Here is a 19,861-nt window from a genome sequence, read left to right on the forward strand (position 1 = left end):
CGCTGCGCATCAGGAAAGAAGGAAAGGCTCGCCATGGCCACACCGCTCGATCCCACCGCCCTGCTCGCCGCAGGCGCCGCCCCATCGGCCAGGGCACTGGCCGCCGGCCAGCTGAGCGCCGCGGCGCTGTGCGAAGCCGCCATCGCCCGCATCGAGGCGATCGACGGTGCGCTCAACGCGGTGGTGGTGCGCGACTTCGCCCGCGCGCGCCGCCAGGCCGCCGAAGCCGACGCGGCCCTCGCGCGCGGCGAGCGCCGGCCGCTGCTGGGCGTGCCGATGACGGTGAAGGAGGCTTTCAACGTGGCCGGCCTGCCGACCAGCTGGGGCCTGCCGCAGTTCCGCGATTTCGTGCCGCAGCAGGACGCCGTGGCCGTGGCGCGCCTCAAGGCGGCGGGCGCGGTGATTCTCGGCAAGACCAACGTGCCGCCGGCGCTGGCCGACTGGCAGAGCGCCAACCCGGTGTACGGCCGCACGGTGCACCCGCTCGACGCCGGGCGCACGCCGGGCGGCTCGTCGGGCGGCGGCGCGGTGGCGGTGGCCACCGGCATGGTGGCGCTGGAGCTGGGCTCCGACCTCACGGGCTCGCTGCGTGTTCCCGCGAGCTTTTGCGGCGTGTACGCGCACAAGCCGAGCCACGGCCTGCTGCCGACGCGCGGCTTCGCGTTTCCGGGCACCGAGGAGGCGCTGGCCTCACTGCCCTCGGTGATCGGACCGATCGGCCATGGCGCCGAGGACCTCTCGCTGGCGCTCGACGTGCTGGCCGGGCCCGATGCGGCCCACGTGGCGCAGGGCCGCTTCATGCTGCCGGCGGCGCGCCATGCGGCGGCCAAGGACTGGCGCGTGCTGGTGGTCACCGCGCATCCGCAGGCCGCGGTGGCGGCCGATGTGCGCGCCGCCGTCGAAGGCGCCGGGCAGCGGCTGGCAAAGGCCGGCGCCTCGGTGGCCCGAGCCTCGGACCTGCTGCCCGACCTGGCCGAAGTCGGCGACACCTACGGCCAGATCGTGCAGACCGTGCTCGCGCATGCCGAGCCCGGCGGCCGCTCGCCGATGCAGCTTCGCACCTGGTTCGACCTGCTGGCCACGCGCACGCGCATCCGGGCGCAGCTGCGCACGCTGTTCACGCAATTCGACGCCGTGCTGTGCCCGGCGGTGGGCTGTGCAGCCTTCGAGCACATGGCCGAGCCCGATTTCGAGAAGCGCACGCTCACTATCGACGGAAGGCCCACACCGTATGGCGAGCTGGCGGCCTGGTCCGGGCTCGCGAGCCTGGGCGGGCTGCCCGCCACGGTCGCGCCCGCGGGCTTCACGGCCGGCGGATTGCCGCTGGGCGTGCAGATCGTCGGCCCGTATTTCGAGGATCGCAGCACCCTCGCGCTGGCCGGGCTGCTGGCCAAAAGTGCCGCTTGAAAAAATAATGTGGACACCGTACATTTTCTTTGGTATCTTTTGTGGACGGTGTACACAACACACCGGCAAAGCTCCGATCCATTCTTCATCGACACAGGAAAGACAACCATGGCCAACAAGCAGATCTTCGTGAACCTCGCCGTCAAGAACCTCGACAAGTCCAAGGCATTCTTTGCCGCGCTGGGCTACACCTTCAACGAGAAGTTCACGGACGCCAACGCCGCCTGCATGGTGATCCAGGAAGGCAGCATCCACGCGATGCTGCTGGTGGAAGACTTCTTCAAGACCTTCACGAGCAAGAGCCTCGCCGACACCAGCAAGAGCACCGAGGTGCTGCTGTGCCTGTCGTGCGAAAGCCGCGCCGAGGTCGACGAGATGGTGGCCAAGGCGGTGGCCGCGGGCGGCACGGTGCCGCGCGAGCCGCAGGACTACGGCTTCATGTACGGCCACGGCTTCCAGGACCTCGACGGCCACCTGTGGGAGCTGATGTACATGGACCCGAACGCCGAAGTGACCCACCAGAACGCCTGAGGGCGCGCCGCCAAGCACGCAGAACGATGCCCATCGTTCCATATGCGCTCCTCACTGTTGCGCGGAAGGCCCCTTCCCTGAAGCGCGTGCGCCCCGATATTCCGGACAGCAGCGTTGCCGCGCATCCGGCCGCGGCACGCCCAACCGAAAGGAATACCGAGGTGTCCAGCAACAACGACAGCAGCAGCCCTATCGAGGACGGCCGCAGCCCCGTGCTGCAGGTGAGCCCGCTCGGCTTCCCGTGGCAGACGATCGACCCGTTCCTGTTCTGCGTCTATCACGACGACGCCTATCCGAAGGCCAACGCGCAGATGGGGCCTGAGGCGCCGCTCGCGGGCCGCCAGATCGGCCAGGACTTCAGCCGCAAGGACGGCTGGAGCATGTACCACGGCGACACGGTGCCGGGCTTTCCCTCGCACCCGCACCGCGGCTTCGAGACGGTGACCATCGTGCGCAAGGGGCTGGTCGACCATTCCGATTCGCTGGGCGCCACCGCACGCTTCGGCGGCGGCGACGTGCAGTGGCTCACGGCGGGCAAGGGCATCGTGCATTCGGAGATGTTTCCGCTGCTCGATGCGAACGCGCCCAATCCGCTCGAACTGTTCCAGATCTGGCTCAACCTGCCGGCCAGCAGCAAGATGGCCGAGCCGCACTTCACGATGTTCTGGTCGGAGGCCATTCCGCGCCTTGCGTCCGACGACGCGGCGGGCGGCCGCACCGAGATCGCGGTGGTCGCGGGCCGTTTCGGCGGCACGGCCGCGGGCAACGGAGAGCCGATCCGCCCGCTGGCGCCGCCGCCCGATTCATGGGCCGCGCAGGCCGATGCCGACGTCGCGATCTGGACGCTCAAGATGACGCCCGGCGCGCAGTGGACGCTGCCGCCCGCCGCGGGCGAGGGCACGCGGCGCATGCTGTACTTCTTCAAGGGCGCGGTGGCCACCATCGCAGGCCGGCGCGTGGAAGGCCCGGCCGCCATCGAACTGCGCGCGGACACCGCCGTCGAGCTGCGCAACGGCGATGAAGAGCCGGGCGAATTCCTGCTGCTGCAGGGGCGCCCCATTGCCGAGCCGGTGGCGCAGTACGGTCCGTTCGTGATGAACACGCAGGCCGAGATCAGCCAGACGCTGGCCGACTACCGCCGCACGCAGTTCGGCGGCTGGCCCTGGAGCGATCCGGCGCCGGTGCATGGCCGCGATGCGGCGCGCTTTGCGCGGCACCCCGGCGGGCGCGAGGAAAAGCCGGCGACCTGAGCCGCGCGGGCAAGCGGCCTCAGAGCGCCTTGAGGATCTCGGTCGCGGGCGCGGTCATGCTCGGCACGAACTCGATCACGTGCGTGCTGGCCACGCCGTTCTGCACGAAGGGGTCGCGTGCGAGCACGGCCTCGAGCTCTGCCCGGTCGCCCGAGCGCGCGAAGATCACGCCGCCCTTGCGCGGCACCTGCCGGCCCGAGGCCAGGAACAGACCACTTTGGTAGTGCTTTCGCAGCCACGCCATGTGCCCATCCATCAACACATCGAGCTCTTCAAGCGGACGGATGTAGGTGAGCGTGACGATGAACATGGCAGCAGCGGCAAGTGGATCGGAAGGCTCCGATCGTATGGCCTGGAACGCGGCCACCTCATGACCAGAAGTAACGGTGTGATCCAGGTTTTACGGCTTTCTGATACCGTCTTTTTTGTTGCCCTCAACTGCAAAGGAGAGTCGCCCATGCCGCTTCGCTCGCCGGGCCTTTTGCCGCCCAGCTTCGTACCGCCGTACCTGCTGGACCGGCTGGCGCAACATGCCGGTGCGCATGCCAGCGCGAAGGCGGCGCAGACGCTGATGATCGACCTGCAGCACCGCGGCCTGCGCGAGGCGGTGGCCGGGCAGGGCGTGTCGTCGGGCCCCGCGCCCAGCTATGTGCGGCGCGGCTCGCCCGCGCGCGCCATCCACGACGCAGAGCACACCATGGTCCTGCCGGGGCGGCTGGTGCGTGCCGAAGGACAGGCCGCCACCGGCGACATCGCCGCCGACGAGGCCTACGACTACCTGGGCGCCACCTACCGCCTCTACCACGACATCTTCGAGCGCGATTCCATCGACGGCGCGGGCATGCCGCTCACGGGCAGCGTGCACTACGGCAACGACTACGACAACGCCTTCTGGAACGGCCAGCAGATGGTGTTCGGCGACGGCGACGGCGAGGTCATGAACCGCTTCACCATCGCGGTGGACATCATCGGCCACGAGCTCACGCACGGCGTGATCGACCACGAGTCGGGCCTGGTCTACCAGGGGCAGCCGGGGGCGCTCAACGAGTCGATCTGCGACGTGTTCGGCGCGCTGGTCAAGCAGCACCTGCTCAAGCAGACGGCGCAGCAGGCCGACTGGCTGGTGGGCGCGGGGCTCTTCACCGGCAAGGTCAAGGCGCGCGCGCTGCGCTCGATGGCCGAGCCCGGCACGGCCTACGACGACCCGGTGCTCGGCAAGGACCCGCAGCCTGCCCACATGAAGGACTTTGTCGACACGCGGCAGGACAATGGCGGCGTGCACATCAATTCCGGCATTCCGAACCGCGCCTTCCATCTCGCTGCCACGGCCATCCAGGGTCCGGCATGGGAGACGGCCGGGCGCGTCTGGTACGACACGGTGTGCGACCGGCGGCTGCGCCAGGACGCCGATTTCCTGGCCTTCGCGCAGCTCAGCGTGGAAAATGCGGCCAGGCGCTTCGGCGCCGGCAGCGCGGCGCACAAGGCCGTTGGCGCTGCATGGAACACCGTGGGAGTCACACCATCATGATTCAGCTTCCGCCCCTGGACCAGGCCTCCGTCGTGCGCGTGACGCGCGAGGGCGGCGTGGCCTACGTGCCGGGCCTGTCGCGCCCGCGCAGCTACCAGCTGGGCAACTGCAGCGAGGAACTGCGCCAGCAGATCGGCGAGGCGCTGCAAAGCGCGGCGCCGCACGCGGAGCCGCGCGCAGGCCCCGGTTCGCCGGGCGGCGACCAGCGCTTCTACCGCGTGGAAGTGGTGGTGGAAAGCGCCACCTCCCATTCAGGTTCTTCGGTCAGCTTCGAGGTGCCCGAGAACGAGGCGCCCGCGTCGCTGGTGCACCTGTGGAAAGACGCGGCCGAGCGCTGAGGCTTTTTCTTCTCCGCCGAATCAAGGGCCGCCGAGCACCGCCGACGCCACCAGCCACACGTTGGCCGCGCTGATCACGCCGAACAGCCCCCAGGCCAGCAGCTTGACCAGCGTGCCGCTGGCAAAGCCGCCCATCAGCGCGCGGCTGCTCGTGAAGCGGATCAGCGGCCACATCGCGAAGGGCAGCTGGAAACTCAGCACCACCTGGCTCAGCACCAGCATCTTGCCCACGCCGCCATCGCCGAACCACCAGACCCCCAGGAACGCCGGCCCGAGCGCCAGCCCCCGCGTGATCAGGCGGCGCTGCCAGCACGGGATCTTCAGGTCGAGAAAGCCTTCCATGATGATCTGGCCTGCAATGGTGCCGGTGAAGGTCGAGCTCTGGCCCGAGGCCAGCAGCGCAATGCCGAACAGCGTGGCCGCCACCGCGCTGCCCACGATGGGCTCGATGAGCCGGTAGGCGTCGTCGATCTCGGTCACTTCCACATGGCCGGTGCTGTGGAAGGCGCTGGCCGCCAGCACCATGATGGCCGCGTTGACCAGGAGCGCGAGCGAAAGCGAGAACACCGCGTCGAAGGTGCAGAAGCGCACCGCCTCGCGCCGCGCCGCATCGCTGTCGGCCACCAGCCGGGTCTGCACGATGGACGAATGCAGGTACAGGTTGTGCGGCATCACGGTGGCGCCCACCACGCCGATCGCAAGGTACAGCGCGCTCGGCTGCTGCAGCCGCTCGAAGCTGGGCGCAAAGCCCATTGCCACGCCGAACCAGTTGGGCTGCGACATCGCAAGCTCCACCACGAAGCAGCCCGCGATGGTGCCCACCAGCCCGAGCACGATCGCCTCCACGCGCCGGAAGCCCGCACCCTGCAGCCCCAGCACGAGCAGCGTGTCGAACGCCGTGATGCCGATGCCGACCGGGATCGAGACGCCGAACAGCAGGTGCAATGCGAGCGCGCTGCCCAGCACCTCGGCCAGGTCGCAGGCCACGATGGCCAGCTCCGCGCCCAGCCACAGGAAGCGGCTCACGCGCGGCGAATAGTGCTCGCGGCAGGCGCGCGCCAGGTCTTTCTGCGCCACCAGGCCGAGCCGCACGCACAGCGTCTGCAGCAGCATGGCCGCGAGGCTCGCGAGCAGCACCACGAAGAGCAGGCCGTAGCCGAAGCGCGAGCCGGCCTCGATGTCGGTCGCCCAGTTGCCCGGGTCCATGTAGCCCACCGAAACCAGCAGGCCCGGCCCCGCGTAGCGCAGCAGCTTCTTGCCGAACGGCAGGTCCTGCGGGACCGCCACGCTGCCCTTGACTTCGGAGGGGCAGAAGGGCGCGGTGGCCGTGCGGGGCAGGGGAAAGAACATGCGGGCGATGATAGGGTCGCGCGCGGGACCGCTGTCCCAGCGGCCGGTCTTTTAGATTCGGCGGTCCCATTCCACACACATGAAACTACGGAGCTTTTTTCCATGATCCACGTCGTCGCCGTCATCACCGCCAAGCCGGGCCAGCGCGCCAGCCTGCTCGAAGCCTTTGCCGCCAACCGCGCGGCCGTGCTGGCCGAGGAGGGCTGCATCGAATACGGCGCCACGGTCGACGCGGCGGGCGTGCCGGCATCGAAGGCCAGCTTCGGCCCCGACACCTTCGTGGTGATCGAGAAATGGGAAACGCTGGCCCACCTGCAGGCCCATGCGGTGGCACCGCACATGGCGGCCCACGGCGCGAAGACGAAGGAGCTGGTCCAGAGCAAGCTGATCCACGTGCTCGAGCCGGTCTGAAAATCGGCCTTCGCGCGCGGCGCAATGCCTGCTACCCTCGCGCCGGGATCAGGCATCCCGAGGAGGGACACGAGGCATGGCGATCTTCTTCAGACCGCGGGGTATGCGCCTGCGCGCTTTCACCGCAAGGCTCTTCGCATCGGCCGCGCTGGTGCTGGCGTCCGGCTGCGCGCAGCTCGCCGCGCCGCCCTATGCGGCCGACTACGAGGCGCTCGACCGGCTCGAAGCCGCGCGCCCCGGCATGGTGGCGGTCGCCAAGGTGCAGCCGACCGACCCGAACGACAGCGTCAACACCCTGCGCCTGCGCCGCGCGAAACTGCTTTCGCCCAGCGGCAGCTTCGCGCAGTACCTGGAAGACGCGCTGACGCGCGACCTGGGAGAAATATCGGCCTACGACCCCAAGGCCCCGACCCGCATCGCGGCGCGGATTCTCGTCAACGAACTCGACCTTGGCGTGATCAACGGCAGCGGCCGCATGGAGGTGGAGGTGGTCGTGACGCGCGCGTCCGCGCAGAGGCTGCGCAAGACCTACCGCGGCGAGCTTGCCTTCGACTCGAGCTACGCCAACATCGTGGCCGTGCCCGCCGGACAGGCCGCCTATCCGAGGCTGGTGCGCGCGCTGCTGCGGCAGGTGTATGCCGATCCGCAGTTCATCGCGGCGATTGCACCCTAGCCACAGCCATTGCCGGAGAAAGCCGCACCATGCCTTTTCTTTTTTCTTCTTCGGCCGCTCGCCTGTTTGCCGCTGCGGTCCTGGCGGCCTTGCTGGCCGCCTGCGCCCATCCGATCACGATGATCACGGAAACCGCGCCGCCGCGATCGCAGGCGCGCCTCCTTCCCAAGAAGGTGGCCTACGTGATGACCGACGCCCAGCGCGACCAGCAGGTGACCACCGCCGGCGGCAGCGGCGACCGCGTGAGCTACTACCCGTACCGCGACCTCGAGAAGTCGATCCGCGATGCGCTGCGCGCGGTCTACCGCGACGTGGTCGTGCTGCGCACCGCCGGCGATGCCAAGGCCAACGAGGCGGCGGGCGTGTCGCTGGTGTTCACGCCGCAGATCAGGACCGATTCGAGCTCGTCCTCGTGGATCACCTGGCCGCCCACCTCGTTCACCGCCGAGGTGAGCTGCGTGGTGAGCGATGCGGCCGGCGCCGAGCTCACGCGGGTGCGCGCGGTCGGCAACGGCACGGCGGAGTTCGGCGAGTTCAACGGCGACTACGGGCTCGCCGCCCGCCGCGCCGCCACGCGGCTGACGTCGCAGCTCAGCAGCGAGATCCGAAGGAACGAGAAGCTGCGCTGAAACGCCCGGTGCTCGCCCATGAAAAAACGCGCCCTCGGGCGCGTTTTTGTTGTCGGAGCCGCGAAGCTTTTTACTTCGCCACGACCTTCACCATTTCCAGACACTTGTTCGAGTAGCCCCATTCGTTGTCGTACCAGCTCACGAGCTTCACGAAGGTGCCGTCCAGCGCAATGCCGGCTTCGGCGTCGAAGATCGAGGTGCGCGGGTCGCCGCGGAAGTCGGTGGCCACCACCTTGTCCTCGGTGTAGCCCAGCACGCCCTTGAGCGCGCCTTCGCTCTGCGACTTCATCTCGGCGCAGATTTCCTTGTAGGTGGCTTCCTTCTCGAGCTCCACCGTGAGGTCGACCACCGACACGTCGGAGGTCGGCACGCGGAAGCTCATGCCCGTGAGCTTCTTGTTGAGCTCGGGGATCACCACGCCCACGGCCTTGGCAGCGCCGGTGCTCGAGGGAATGATGTTTTCCAGGATGCCGCGGCCGCCGCGCCAGTCCTTGTTGCTCGGGCCGTCGACGGTCTTCTGCGTGGCGGTGGCGGCGTGCACGGTGGTCATCAGGCCGCGCTTGATGCCCCACTTGTCGTTCAGCACCTTGGCCAGCGGCGCCAGGCAGTTGGTGGTGCAGCTGGCGTTGCTGACGATGGCTTCGCCGGCGTACTTCTTGTCGTTCACGCCGTAGACGAACATGGGGGTGTCGTCCTTCGACGGCGCCGACATGATCACCTTCTTCGCGCCCGCGTCGAGGTGCTTCTGGCAGGTTTCCTTGGTGAGGAACAGGCCGGTGGATTCGAGCACGATGTCGGCGCCGACTTCATTCCACTTCAGCTGCGCGGGATCGCGCTCCTGCGTGAGGCGGATCTTCTTGCCGTTGACGATCAGCGTGTTGCCTTCCACCGTGACTTCGCCCTTGAAGCGGCCATGCACCGAGTCGTACTGGAGCATGTAGGCCAGGTAGTCGGGCTCGAGCAGGTCGTTGATGGCGACGATCTCGATGTCGTTCTTGAAGTTCTGCACCGCTGCGCGCAGCACGTTGCGACCGATGCGACCGAAGCCATTGATACCGAGTTTGATAGCCATCTGATTTGCTCCTAAGGTTGAAAAACTTGTGGTCGGACAGAAAGGAAAAACGCCTCGCCGGGCTCAGCCGCGCAGGGCGGCTTCGACCGTGGCGGCAACGTTCTCGGCCGTGAAGCCGAAGTGCTTGAACAGCGCCGGTGCCGGTGCCGACTCGCCGTAGCTGTCGATGCCCACGACGGCCGCGCAGCCGTATTTCCACCAGCCGCCGGTGCAGCCCATTTCCACCGCGATGCGCGGCAGCTTCTTGGGCAGCACGGCCTTCTTGTAGGCCACGTCCTGGCGGTCGAAGGTGGTGGTCGAGGGCATCGACACCACGCGCACGGCAATCTTCTTTTCGGCCAGCAGTTTCTGCGCGGCCAGCGCGAGCTGCACTTCGGAGCCGGTCGCGATGATGACCGCGGCGGTCTTCTTGCTCTTGAGGCCGACGGCTTCGGGCTCCGACAGCACATAGGCGCCGCGGCTGATGTCGCCGAGGTCACCCTTGGGCGCATAGGCGATGTTCTGGCGGCTCAGGAGCAGCGCGGTGGGGCGCGACTGGTTCTGCAGCGCCACGGCCCAGGCCACGGCGGTTTCGGCGGTGTCGCCCGGGCGCCAGACGTCGAGGTTGGGAATCAGGCGCAGCGAGGCGGCATGCTCGATCGACTGGTGCGTGGGGCCGTCTTCGCCCAGGCCGATGGAGTCGTGCGTGAACACGTGCACCACGCGGCGCTTCATGAGCGCGGCCATGCGGATGGCGTTGCGGCTGTAGTCGCTGAAGGTCAGGAAGGTGCCGCCGTAGGGAATGAAGCCGCCATGCAGCGCAATGCCGTTCATGATGGCCGCCATGCCGAACTCGCGCACGCCGTAGTTGATGTGGCGGCCGATCTCGCCGTGCGGCGGCTCGACGGCTGCGCCCTGCGAGGCTTCGTCTTCGGCGCCTTGCGGGGACTGCGTCGCGATTGGTGCATTCAGCACCACGGCGCCGGTCTTGGCGTCGAAGCGCAGCGCGGCGGTGCTCTTGGTGTTGGTGAGATTGGAGCCCGTGAGGTCGGCGCTGCCGCCGAGCATTTCGGGCAGCGCGGCGGTGAAGGCCTCGAGCGCGAGCTGGCTGGCCTTGCGGCTGGCCACGGTTTCGCCCTTGGTGTGGGCGGCGACCACGGTGTCGAACGCCACCTGGTGGAAGTTCTTCGGCAGCTCGCCCTTCATGCGGCGGGTGAACTCGGCGGCCAGGCCCGGGTAGGCCTTGGCGTAGGCGTCGAAGCGGTCGTTCCAGGCGGCTTCGGCCTTGGCGCCTTCTTCCTTGTGGTTCCAGTCGGCATACGCCTCCTGCGGCACTTCGAAGGCCGCGTACGGCCAGTTCAGCGCGGCGCGCGTGAGCGCGATTTCGTCGGCGCCCAGCGGCTCGCCATGGGCCTTGGCGGTGTTGGCGCGGTTCGGGCTGCCCTTGCCGATCTGCGTCTTGCAGATGATGAGGGTGGGCTTCGAATCTTCCTTCCTGGCCTTGGCGATGGCCTTGGACACGTCCTTGGCGTCGTTGCCGTCGATCGGGCCGATCACGTTCCAGCCGTAGGCCTTGAAGCGCTCTTCGGTGTTGTCGATGAACCAGGGCTTGACCTGGCCGTCGATGCTGATGCCGTTGTCGTCGTACAGCGCAATCAGCTTGTTCAGGTGCCAGGCGCCGGCCAGCGCGCAGGCTTCATGGCTGATGCCTTCCATCATGCAGCCGTCGCCCAGGAAGGCGTAGGTGTGGTGGTCGACGATCGCGTGGTCCTTGCGGTTGAACTCGGCCGCGAGCAGCTTCTCGGCCAGCGCAAAGCCCACGGCATTGGTGATGCCCTGGCCCAGCGGGCCGGTGGTGGTTTCCACGCCGGGGGTCACGTCGACCTCGGGGTGGCCCGCGGTCTTGCTGTGCAGCTGGCGGAAGTTCTTGAGCTCGCTGATGGGCAGGTCGTAGCCCGTGAGGTGCAGCACCGCATACAGCAGCATCGAGGCGTGGCCGTTCGACAGCACGAAGCGGTCGCGGTCGAACCAGTGCGGGTTCGCGGGGTTGTAGCGCAGGTGTTCGCCCCAGAGTGCGACGGCCATGTCGGCCATGCCCATCGGTGCGCCCGGATGGCCGGAGTTTGCTTGTTGGACGGCATCCATGGCCAGCGCGCGAATCGCGTTGGCCATCAGGGCTTGGTTTGCCATGGGCGGTGGGCTTTCGGGGAATGTGGATTAGGGGGAACCCGCGATTTTACCGGCCTCGCTCCAACCCCCTCGCGCAGCGGCCAGAACACCCCACTGATGCTCTTTGGCGACACCCGGGCTGCTAGAGTTGCCACCCATGCACGGGCTGCACCTCACCGCCGATCTCCACGACTGCCAATGCGCCATGCAATGGCTCACCGACAAGGAGGCGCTCGGCGCCGTCTGCCTCAAGGCGGCAACGGCCGCCGGGCTGCAGCCGGTGGGCAAGCTGGTCCATGGTTTTCCGGCCACGCCGCAAGGGCCGGGCGGGGTCACGGCCACCGTGCTGCTGGCCGAATCTCACCTGTGCATCCACACCTGGCCCGAACAGCGCGGCGCCACGCTCGACGTCTACGTGTGCAACTTCGGCGGCGACCATTCGGCCAAGGCGCATGCGCTGATGGAATGCCTGATCTCCCTGTTCAAGCCCGGCCACAGCGAACGCAACGAATTGCTGCGCGGCAAGGTGGCGGCTTGAAGCCTTCTTCTTCTGCGGTGCGGGCGATGATCCTGGCCGCCGGCCGCGGCGAGCGCATGCGGCCGCTGACCGACAGCCTGCCCAAGCCGCTGCTCGAAGTGCGCGGCAAGCCGCTGATGCAGTGGCCGATGGAGGCACTGGCCGCCGGCGGCTTCACCGAACTGGTGGTCAACACCGCCTGGCTCGGCGAGAAGATCTCCAGCCGCTTCGGCCTCAATGCCTTGCTGGATGGGCACCCTGCGCTATCGATTTCATACTCCGACGAAGGCCATGACTTCGGCGAAGCGCTCGAGACGGCCGGCGGCATCGTGCGCGCCCTGCCGCAACTGGGCGAGATTTTCTGGGTGGCGGCCGGCGACGTGTTCGCGCCGGATTTCGTCTTCACGCAGGCCTCGGTGGACCGCTTCGCGGCCAGCGGCAAGCTGGCGCACCTGTGGCTGGTGCCGAACCCGGCGCACAACCTCAAGGGCGACTTCGGTCTTTCGGCCGACGGGCTCGCACTGAACCAGGCAGCCGAGAAATACACCTTCTCGACCATCGGCCTCTACCGGGCCACACTCTTCGCGCCGCCTTACTGCGGCATCCCGGCCGGCAACCCGGCGGGCGCCAAAGCCCCGCTGGCCCCGATCCTGCGCGCCGCGATGGACAATGAACGCGTGAGCGCCGAGCTCTATGCCGGTCCCTGGACCGATGTGGGAACGCCCGAACGGCTTCTTCAACTGAACACGCCAAGATGACCTCAGAAGACAACCGGATCTACGCCGAGCGCCGCGCGCGCCTCGCCTCGCAACTGGGCAAGGACGGCATCGCCATCGTCCCGACCGCGCCCGAGCGCCAGCGCAACCGCGACAGCGACTTCCTGTTCCGGCACGACAGCTACTTCTACTACCTGACCGGCTTCACCGAACCCAACGCCTGGCTGGTGCTCGCGGGCGACGGCCGCAGCATGCTGTTCTGCGCGCCCAAGGACCTGGAGCGCGAGATCTGGGACGGCTATCGCCTGGGCCCCGACGCGGCCCCCGCGGCGCTTGGCGTGGACGAGGCCTTCTCGGTCGGCGAGCTCGACGCCCGGCTGCCGAAGCTGCTCGAGAACAAGTCGACCGTGTGGTTTCCGTTCGCGATCCACAAGGGCCTTGAAACCCGCGTCGACGGCTGGCTGCAATCGGTGCGCGCGCGCGTGCGCTACGGCGCGCTGTGCCCCGAGGAACTGCACGACCTGTGCGGCCCGCTCGACGAAATGCGCCTGGTGAAGGACGCCCACGAGCAGGACATCATGCGGCGCGCCGCGCAGATCAGCGCGCGCGCCCACGTCCGCGCGATGCAGCTGTCGGCGCGCATGCTGCGCGAAGGCAAGGACGTGCGCGAGTACCACCTCGATGCCGAGCTGCTGCACGAGTTCCGCCTGGGCGGCTCGCAGTACCCGGCCTACGGCTCCATCGTGGCGGCAGGCGCCAATGCCTGCGTGCTGCACTACCGCGCCGACGCAGCGCCGGTGCGAAGCGGCGAGCTGGTGCTGATCGACGCCGGCTGCGAGCTCGACGGCTACGCCAGCGACATCACCCGCACCTTCCCCGCCAACGGCAAGTTCAGCGGCCCGCAGCGCGCGCTGTACGACCTGGTGCTGGCCAGCCAGGACGCCTCGGCCGCGGCCACCAAGGCCGGCAACCGCTTCAACGATCCGCACGATGCGGCCGTCAAGGTGCTGGCGCAGGGCATGCTCGACCTGGGCCTGCTCGATGCCGGCAAGGTGGGCAGCGTCGACGACGTGATCGACTCGCGCGCCTACTTCCAGTTCTACATGCACCGCACCGGCCACTGGCTCGGCATGGACGTGCACGACTGCGGCAGCTACGTGGAGCCCACGCAGGTCGGCGAGGTCAGCGAGCGCAAGGACCCGCTGTCCAACGAAGTCATCAAGAACCGGCCGAGCCGCATCCTGCATCCCGGCATGGTGCTGACGCTGGAGCCCGGCATCTACGTGCGCCCCGCCGAGGGCGTGCCCGAGCAGTTCCACAACATCGGCATCCGCATCGAGGACGACGCGATCGTCACGGCCACCGGCTGCGAACTCATTTCGCGCGGCGTGCCGGTGAAGGCGGACGAGATCGAGGCGCTGATGCGAGCTTGACGGCGCGCTGCGACACCGGCGGCGGCGCATGCCGCGCCTGCAGGAAGTCGATGAACACCCTGAGCTTGCGCGGCATCTGCGCGCGGCTCGGGTGGTACAGGTAGAAGCCCGGAAAGGTGGGCCACCAGGGCTCGAGCAACGGCACCAGGCGTCCGCTTTCCAGGTCGCCGCGCACCATGCCTTCGAAGGCCACCATGATGCCCGCGCCGTCGCGCGCGGCGGCCAGCAGCACATCGCCGTCGTTGCTGATCAGCGGCCCGGCCACTTCGACATCGAGCACGCGGCCGTCCTGCGCGTATTCCCAGCGATAGAGGGCGCCCGTGGTCAGGCGATAGTTCAGGCACTGGTGCTCGCGCAGGTCCTCGGGCGTCTTCGGCGGCCTGCGCCCCGCCAGGTAGCGCGGCGACGCCAGGGTCACCATGCGCTGCGGCCCACCCACCGGCAGCGCCACCACGTCCTGCGCCAGGCTTTCGCCAAGCCGGATGCCGGCATCGAAGCCGCCTTCGACCAGTTCGATCATGCGGTTGTCGCAGACCAGCTCCAGCGTGATGTCGGGATAGGCCTCGGCAAAGTCCGCGAAGTGCGGGTTCAGCAGCAATTCGGCCGACACGCGCGCGACGTTCAGGCGCAGCAGCCCGGCCGGCTTGTCGCGCGCCTCGTCGAGGCCTTCGACCGCCTGCGCGAGCGCGGCCAGCGCCGGCTGCGCGCCCTTGAGCAATTGCTGGCCCAGCTCGGTCACGCCGACGCGCCGCGTGGTGCGGTCGAGCAGGCGCACGCCCAGCCGCCCCTCGAGCGTGCGCACGGTCTGCGACAGGGCCGAGGGCGATACGCCCAGCTCTTGCGCAGCCCGCGTGAAGCTGGCGTGGTGCGCAATGCGTGCGAAGGCGGCGATCGCGGGGAGCAGTTCGGGGGACATGCGCGGATTATGAGGACGCGCTTCCGCCGGCGGCTCGCGCCGGCGCCGCCTACCTGGCCTGCAGCAGCGCGCCGGCTTCGAGCAGCACCAGCTCGTTGTCGTCCGCCTTGTTGGGCTCGCGGCTGCTGGAGAACGGCAGGTTGTTGTCGTTGCCCACCACGATGTGCGTGGCATCGACCACGTCGACGTTCTCGATCGTGAAGAACGGGAACTTGAGCACGCCGTCGTTCAGCGGCTTGCGCGCGAGCCTGGCCGGGTCGGCGATGTTCAGCAGGTCGATGTAGCCGATCTTGCGCACCGCGCCGCCCACGTTGGCATCGCTCAGTTCGATCTTGTAGACGCGCTTGAACCTGGCGATGTCGTGGAAGCAGTCGCTGCGCTTCTGGCCCTCGGGGCAGGCCTTGTCGCTGGTGCCTTCGCCGTTGTCGCGCTCGATGACCAGCGCCGTGGTCGCGTCGATCATGTTGAAATCGCCGATGGCGTGGCCGTTGGCTTCGAGCGGGTACTTCCAGTGGCGGCCGGTCCATTTTTCAGACGCCACGTCGAACTCCAGCACGCGCAGCGCTTCCTTGCCGTCGACACGTTCGTAGTCCTTGGCCTCGGCGTTCCACACCGGGCCTTCGAGCAGCGCGTAGAGCCTGCTGCCGTCCTTCGAGGCCGCCATGCCTTCGAAGCCCTTGGAGCGCTTGACCTGGAAATCGACCGTGCCGCCCGGGGCGCCCGGCGTGGTGAGCGCCGGATGGTCGGGCGAGCGCACGGCCTTGCCGTCGACCTCGGTGTCGAACACCGCGAGCACCTTGCCCTTCAGATCGGCCTTGATCAGGAAGGGGCCGAACTCCTCGCCGATCCACAGTGCGCCGCCGGCAAACTGGAAGCTCTCGGGGTCGAAGTCGGAGCCGGTCAGGTAGCGCTGCTTCGTGCCTTCATGGACGATGCGGAACGGCACCTTCTTGTCCGGGTCGTGCAGGAAGATGGTGTTCAGGCGGTTGAACCTGCCGCTCTTGAAGTCCACCTTGTAGTGGTTCAGGTAGAGCATGAAGTCGGGCGAGTTGGCCTTGGCGCCGGCGCCGTTGTCGGTGAGGATCCAGAACGTGCCGTCGTCCATCTTCTTGATGCCCGAGTGGCCCTGCAGCGGCTGGCCCTTGAAGGGCAGCGAGACGCCGGTGCCGCGCCCGCCGGAGAGGCCTTCGATGGTGCCCACCGCCTCCACGCGCTTGCCCGAGGTGAACTTGCCGCTCACCTGCAGGTCGGCGGGCGCGTCCTTGGGCGCAGCGACGAAGCTTTGCGCGGGCAGCACGGCGTGGCCCGCGAGCGTGGCGGGGAAGGCGGTCTGTGCAGCGGCATGGCCGCAGGCGAGCGCGGCGGCCAGCGCGATGAAAGAAGAAATGAAAGAGGCAGGACGCGTCATTGGGAAAGAGAGGTTCCGTGTCGAAACGCGAGACCATGCCGGCCACGCGTGACGCGGCCATGACATGGCCGGCAGGCCCCTGCGGCTTCAGCCCAGCGCCGCGCCCGCGACGTGCCCGCGCGTGAACGCCTCCTCGAAGATCGAGTAGCCCGACCAGTCGGCATGCGCGAACGAAAGCCGTCCCGCGACGACGCGGCCACGGTGCGCCGCGTCCGGCGGCATGCGCTGCGCGCCGATCTGCGCGAGCAGCCCCGGCCGCGGGATCGACATGGCGTGGCCGTAGCGCGTGATCTCGATGCGCGTCGCGAGCGCAGGCAGATCGGGATGCGGCACCGAGAGTTCGGCGAGCAGGTCGTCGCGCCAGCCGGTCCAGGGGCGGTCGAGCAGCAGGCGGCGGCCGTCGGCGCCGTCATGGCGGCTCGGGCCGAGCGGGCGGTACCAGCTCAGCACGGTGCCGCGCGGCGTGGGGTCGAGCGTCTGATGGCGCGCGTCGACATAGCCGAGGCCGCGCGTGCCGTGGATCACGTTGTCCCAGCTCGGCGCGGCGCCGGGGCGGTCGGCGAGCGGCCCGCGCAGGTGCACGTTGGCCACGAGCCAAGGGGCATAGCGCAGCTGCGCGGCGGCGTTCTTCAACACCTGCGGCGCGTTCTCGACCACGCGCGCGGCGATGAACACCGGCAGCGCGACGATGCAGCGCTCCGCCTGCCAGCGCACCAATGATTTGGACGCGGCGTCCCATGCGTCGACCTCGACGCCGCCGCGCAGCTCGGCAATGCGCGTGACGGCCTGGCCCGTGTGCAGGCGATCGCCGAGCGGCCCGGCCAGCCGCTTCGTGAGCCAGCCGTTGCCCTCCGGCCAGGTCAGCACGCCGTCGCGCTCGGCATTCGAATCGGCGCTGCTGCCCGACGAGCCCGGCGCGTGAAAGCCGTGCCGGCTCGCGAAGTAGTGGATGCCGGCCCAGGCCGAGACTTCTTCGATGCCCGCGCCGTAGTCGTCGCGGCAGCAGTAGTCGAGGTACCAGCGCAGCTGCGCATCGCCGAAGCCCTCGCTGTCGAGCCAGTTCGCGAAGCTCACGGCATCGAGCGCCAGCAGCTCGGGCGTGACGTCGGCCTTGAGCGTGGGAATGACGAAGTGCGCCGCGTGCTGCAGCGTGTCGATGCGCTGCGCGAACTTGCGGTACTGCGCATGCGTCTCGGCGCCGACGCCATGCACGGGCAGCAGGCCTTCCTGCCATTCGCCGCGGAAGAACAGCCGCTCCTGCGGGCTGTGGCAGAGGTGGCGCTCGTCGTATTCCCAGCGGCCCGCCACGCGCCGGCGCAGGCCGAGTTCCTCGAGCAGGTCCTGCACTTCGCGCGCATCGTCGCCGGGCGTCGGCAGGTAGTGCGCGCCGAGCGGGCAGGCAATGCCGCTGACCATGCCGCCGCGCGCATTGCCGCCTGCCGCATCCTCGAGCTCGAGCAGCACGAAGTCCTCGATGCCCGCGAGCCGCAGTGCGCGCGCGGCGGCGAGGCCTGCGACACCGCCACCGGCGATCACCACGCGCGTGCGCTCGACGCTTGCCGGAGACGGGCCCTTGAGCGCGCCATCGCGCAGCGCATGGCCGCGCGCCACGTCGATGCCGGTGAAGCCGCCTTCGATGGGCGGCGGCGGGGCCTCGCAGCCGGAGAGCGCAAGGGCACCCGCCGCACCGGCCACGCTGAGGAAATCGCGCCGCTGCATGGCCCTAGTGCGTCGTGATCACCTTGCCCCACTCCTGCTCGTAGGTGGTGACAAGGGTCTGGTTCGACAGCCGGTTCACTTCGGCCGGCACGCGCGCCATGTCGAGCGGAAAGTCGAACATCAGCGGCAAGGTGGAAGGCGAGAGAAAACGCAGGCCCGAAGGCAGCGCATCGGGCATGCGGTACGGCCGCCGGCTCGCGATGATGTAGCCCCATTCGCCGAAGCTCGGCACATGCGCGTGGTAGGGCGTCGCCTGCAGGCCGACCGACTCGATGGTTGCCGCCACGGTCCAGTAGCTCTTGCGCGCGACCAGCGGCGAAGTGGTCTGGATCACCGCGTAGCCGCTCGCCGAGAGGCGCTTCTCGAGCAGCGCATAGAAGCTGTTGGTGTAGAGCTTGCCGATCGCGAAGTTGGTGGGGTCGGGAAAGTCCACCACGATCACATCAAAAATATCCCCAGGCTGCTGCAGCCACTGGAACGCATCGGTATTGACGATCTTCACCTTCGGCGAAGACAGCGAATGCCCGTTGAGCGCCGCCAGCGTTTCGTGCGCGGTGAAGAGCTGGGTCATGTTCGGATCGAGCTCCACCAGCGTGACCGATTCGACCGAGGGATATTTCAGGATCTCGCGCACCGCCATGCCGTCGCCGCCGCCGAGCACCGCGACCTTCTTCGGCGCGCCCTGCGCGGCCATCACCGGGTGGACGAGCGCCTCGTGGTAGCGGTACTCGTCGCGCTCGGCGAACTGCAGGTTGCCGTTCAGGAACAGCCGGTGCCCGAGCTGCCCGCGCGTGACCACGATGCGCTGGTAGGGCGAGGTGGCGCTGAACACGATGCGGTCCTGGTAGAACTTGTCCTCGGCCAGCGTGGTGATGTGGCCGGCCCCGGCGAAGGCGCCGACCAGCGCGGCCAGCGCCAGCAGGCAGGCCAGCGCATGCGCGCCGATGCGGCGCAGCTCATGGCGGAACAGCCACAGCGCCCACACGGCCACGGCGGCATTCATGATGCCGAACAGCAGGCCGGTGCGGATCATGCCCAGCTGCGGCACCAGGATGAGCGGAAAGGCCACCGACACCGCCAGCGCGCCGAGGTAGTCGAAGGTGAGCACCTGCGACACCAGGTTCTTGAGCTGGATGTTGCGCTTGAGGATGCGCATCACCAGCGGGATCTCGAGCCCCACGAGCGTGCCGACCACCACCACGAGCCCGTAGAGCAGCAGGCGGAACGCGCCCGGCACGTAGGCGTTCGCAAGGAAGAGAACGGCCGGCAGCGCGCCGCCGACCAGCGCCACGAGCAGTTCGATGCGCAGGAAGTGCGCCGGCAGCTGGCGCTCGAAGAAGCGCGAGAGCCACGAGCCCACGCCCATCGCGAACAGGTAGGTGCCGATGATGGTGCTGAACTGCAGCACCGAGTCGCCGAGCAGGTACGAGCTCAGCGCGGCCGCGGTCAGCTCGTAGACCAGCCCGCAGGCCGCGACCACGAACACGCTGGCCAGCAGCGCGATCTCGACCGGCTGCGGCCCGCGCGCATCGGCGGAATGCGCGGACACGGCCGCCTCCCCGCTCAATGGATCGCTGCGGCCACGATGACGCAGATGCCCAGGCTCATGGCGGCCACCACCAGGCCCAGCGCCACGTTCTGCTTCTCGACGATCTCGCCCCAGAGGTCGTATGGCGTGAGCTTGTCGATGATGAGGAAGCAGAGCCAGAAGATCAGCACGCCAAGCAGCGCATACACGAGCGATCCGAGGACCACGCCCGGTTTCAGCCATTCAAATCCCATGGGGACCTCCAGTCGTAGTTGCAGTAGTGGATG

The 19,861-nt window shown here is 68.5% G+C and carries 20 protein-coding genes; 11 read left to right on the forward strand and 9 right to left on the reverse strand.

Going from position 1 to position 19,861, the window contains the following annotated elements:
- Positions 1 to 33 precede the first annotated feature (33 nt).
- The 3 genes from ACAM58_RS00315 to ACAM58_RS00325 all read left to right on the forward strand — a co-directional run bounded on the left by ACAM58_RS00315 (position 34) and on the right by ACAM58_RS00325 (position 3,188).
- Entirely contained in the window at positions 34 to 1,407 is a 1,374-nt protein-coding gene (locus ACAM58_RS00315) for an amidase family protein (protein ID WP_369663858.1), read from the forward strand.
- 108 nt (positions 1,408 to 1,515) lie between these two features.
- The gene (locus ACAM58_RS00320) at positions 1,516 to 1,938 is read left to right on the forward strand and encodes a VOC family protein (protein WP_015867988.1); all 423 of its coding nucleotides are present in this window, start codon (positions 1,516 to 1,518) and stop codon (positions 1,936 to 1,938) included.
- 77 nt (positions 1,939 to 2,015) lie between these two features.
- The gene (locus ACAM58_RS00325; RefSeq protein WP_369664514.1) at positions 2,016 to 3,188 is read left to right on the forward strand and encodes a pirin family protein; all 1,173 of its coding nucleotides are present in this window, start codon (positions 2,016 to 2,018) and stop codon (positions 3,186 to 3,188) included.
- A 19-nt stretch (positions 3,189 to 3,207) separates the two neighbouring features.
- Here ACAM58_RS00325 and ACAM58_RS00330 read toward each other — a convergent pair whose 3' ends face one another.
- Positions 3,208 to 3,498, reverse strand: coding sequence for a YciI family protein (locus tag ACAM58_RS00330; RefSeq protein ID WP_015867990.1), 291 nt, complete (start codon positions 3,496 to 3,498; stop codon positions 3,208 to 3,210).
- A gap of 147 nt (positions 3,499 to 3,645) precedes the next feature.
- On the opposite strand from ACAM58_RS00330, the gene ACAM58_RS00335 reads away from it, so the two are divergent.
- Complete coding sequence (locus ACAM58_RS00335) at positions 3,646 to 4,716, forward strand: M4 family metallopeptidase (RefSeq protein ID WP_049805747.1); 1,071 nt, start codon at positions 3,646 to 3,648, stop codon at positions 4,714 to 4,716.
- Positions 4,713 to 5,054, forward strand: coding sequence for a protealysin inhibitor emfourin (locus ACAM58_RS00340; RefSeq protein ID WP_018903447.1), 342 nt, complete (start codon positions 4,713 to 4,715; stop codon positions 5,052 to 5,054). Before ACAM58_RS00335 ends, ACAM58_RS00340 begins: the two co-directional genes overlap by 4 nt.
- Before the next feature lie 21 nt (positions 5,055 to 5,075).
- Here the strand turns inward: ACAM58_RS00340 and ACAM58_RS00345 are convergent, their stop codons facing one another.
- A complete protein-coding gene (locus tag ACAM58_RS00345; RefSeq protein WP_369663859.1) occupies positions 5,076 to 6,404 on the reverse strand; it encodes an Nramp family divalent metal transporter in 1,329 nt (442 codons plus the stop codon).
- A gap of 102 nt (positions 6,405 to 6,506) precedes the next feature.
- On the opposite strand from ACAM58_RS00345, the gene ACAM58_RS00350 reads away from it, so the two are divergent.
- From ACAM58_RS00350 to ACAM58_RS00360, 3 genes are all read left to right on the forward strand, one after another.
- Entirely contained in the window at positions 6,507 to 6,815 is a 309-nt protein-coding gene (locus ACAM58_RS00350; RefSeq protein WP_015867994.1) for a putative quinol monooxygenase, read from the forward strand.
- Positions 6,816 to 6,918: 103 nt separating this feature from the next.
- Positions 6,919 to 7,488, forward strand: a complete 570-nt coding sequence (locus ACAM58_RS00355) for a hypothetical protein (RefSeq protein ID WP_369663860.1) — start codon at positions 6,919 to 6,921, stop codon at positions 7,486 to 7,488.
- A gap of 29 nt (positions 7,489 to 7,517) precedes the next feature.
- On the forward strand, positions 7,518 to 8,117 hold the full coding sequence (locus ACAM58_RS00360; RefSeq protein WP_015867996.1) for a hypothetical protein: 600 nt from the start codon (positions 7,518 to 7,520) through the stop codon (positions 8,115 to 8,117).
- Between the two features lie 70 nt (positions 8,118 to 8,187).
- Here the strand turns inward: ACAM58_RS00360 and gap are convergent, their stop codons facing one another.
- Both gap and ACAM58_RS00370 read right to left on the reverse strand, forming a co-directional pair.
- Positions 8,188 to 9,189, reverse strand: a complete 1,002-nt coding sequence (gap, locus tag ACAM58_RS00365) for a type I glyceraldehyde-3-phosphate dehydrogenase (RefSeq protein WP_015867997.1) — start codon at positions 9,187 to 9,189, stop codon at positions 8,188 to 8,190.
- 63 nt (positions 9,190 to 9,252) lie between these two features.
- Positions 9,253 to 11,358, reverse strand: coding sequence for a transketolase family protein (locus tag ACAM58_RS00370; RefSeq protein WP_369663861.1), 2,106 nt, complete (start codon positions 11,356 to 11,358; stop codon positions 9,253 to 9,255).
- Between the two features lie 136 nt (positions 11,359 to 11,494).
- Here ACAM58_RS00370 and speD point away from each other — a divergent pair, with 136 nt between their 5' ends.
- The 3 genes from speD to ACAM58_RS00385 are packed head-to-tail and all read left to right on the forward strand — an operon-like array spanning position 11,495 to position 14,003.
- Positions 11,495 to 11,875, forward strand: coding sequence for an adenosylmethionine decarboxylase (speD, locus tag ACAM58_RS00375; protein WP_369663862.1), 381 nt, complete (start codon positions 11,495 to 11,497; stop codon positions 11,873 to 11,875).
- Between the two features lie 26 nt (positions 11,876 to 11,901).
- Entirely contained in the window at positions 11,902 to 12,612 is a 711-nt protein-coding gene (locus ACAM58_RS00380; protein WP_369664515.1) for a nucleotidyltransferase family protein, read from the forward strand.
- A complete protein-coding gene (locus ACAM58_RS00385; protein ID WP_369663863.1) occupies positions 12,609 to 14,003 on the forward strand; it encodes an aminopeptidase P N-terminal domain-containing protein in 1,395 nt (464 codons plus the stop codon). Before ACAM58_RS00380 ends, ACAM58_RS00385 begins: the two co-directional genes overlap by 4 nt.
- Here ACAM58_RS00385 and ACAM58_RS00390 read toward each other — a convergent pair.
- From ACAM58_RS00390 to ACAM58_RS00410, 5 genes are all read right to left on the reverse strand, one after another.
- A complete protein-coding gene (locus tag ACAM58_RS00390) occupies positions 13,945 to 14,919 on the reverse strand; it encodes a LysR family transcriptional regulator (RefSeq protein ID WP_369663864.1) in 975 nt (324 codons plus the stop codon). The genes ACAM58_RS00385 and ACAM58_RS00390 overlap by 59 nt on opposite strands.
- Before the next feature lie 49 nt (positions 14,920 to 14,968).
- A complete protein-coding gene (locus ACAM58_RS00395) occupies positions 14,969 to 16,327 on the reverse strand; it encodes an esterase-like activity of phytase family protein (RefSeq protein ID WP_062363878.1) in 1,359 nt (452 codons plus the stop codon).
- An 87-nt stretch (positions 16,328 to 16,414) separates the two neighbouring features.
- Positions 16,415 to 18,046, reverse strand: coding sequence for an FAD-dependent oxidoreductase (locus ACAM58_RS00400; RefSeq protein ID WP_369663865.1), 1,632 nt, complete (start codon positions 18,044 to 18,046; stop codon positions 16,415 to 16,417).
- A 4-nt stretch (positions 18,047 to 18,050) separates the two neighbouring features.
- On the reverse strand, positions 18,051 to 19,595 hold the full coding sequence (locus tag ACAM58_RS00405; protein WP_369663866.1) for a polyamine aminopropyltransferase: 1,545 nt from the start codon (positions 19,593 to 19,595) through the stop codon (positions 18,051 to 18,053).
- Between the two features lie 14 nt (positions 19,596 to 19,609).
- A complete protein-coding gene (locus ACAM58_RS00410; protein ID WP_015868006.1) occupies positions 19,610 to 19,828 on the reverse strand; it encodes a DUF350 domain-containing protein in 219 nt (72 codons plus the stop codon).
- Positions 19,829 to 19,861: the final 33 nt, after the last annotated feature.

Source organism: Variovorax sp. V116, assembly GCF_041154435.1.
Taxonomy (GTDB): Bacteria; Pseudomonadota; Gammaproteobacteria; order Burkholderiales; family Burkholderiaceae_C; genus Variovorax; species Variovorax paradoxus.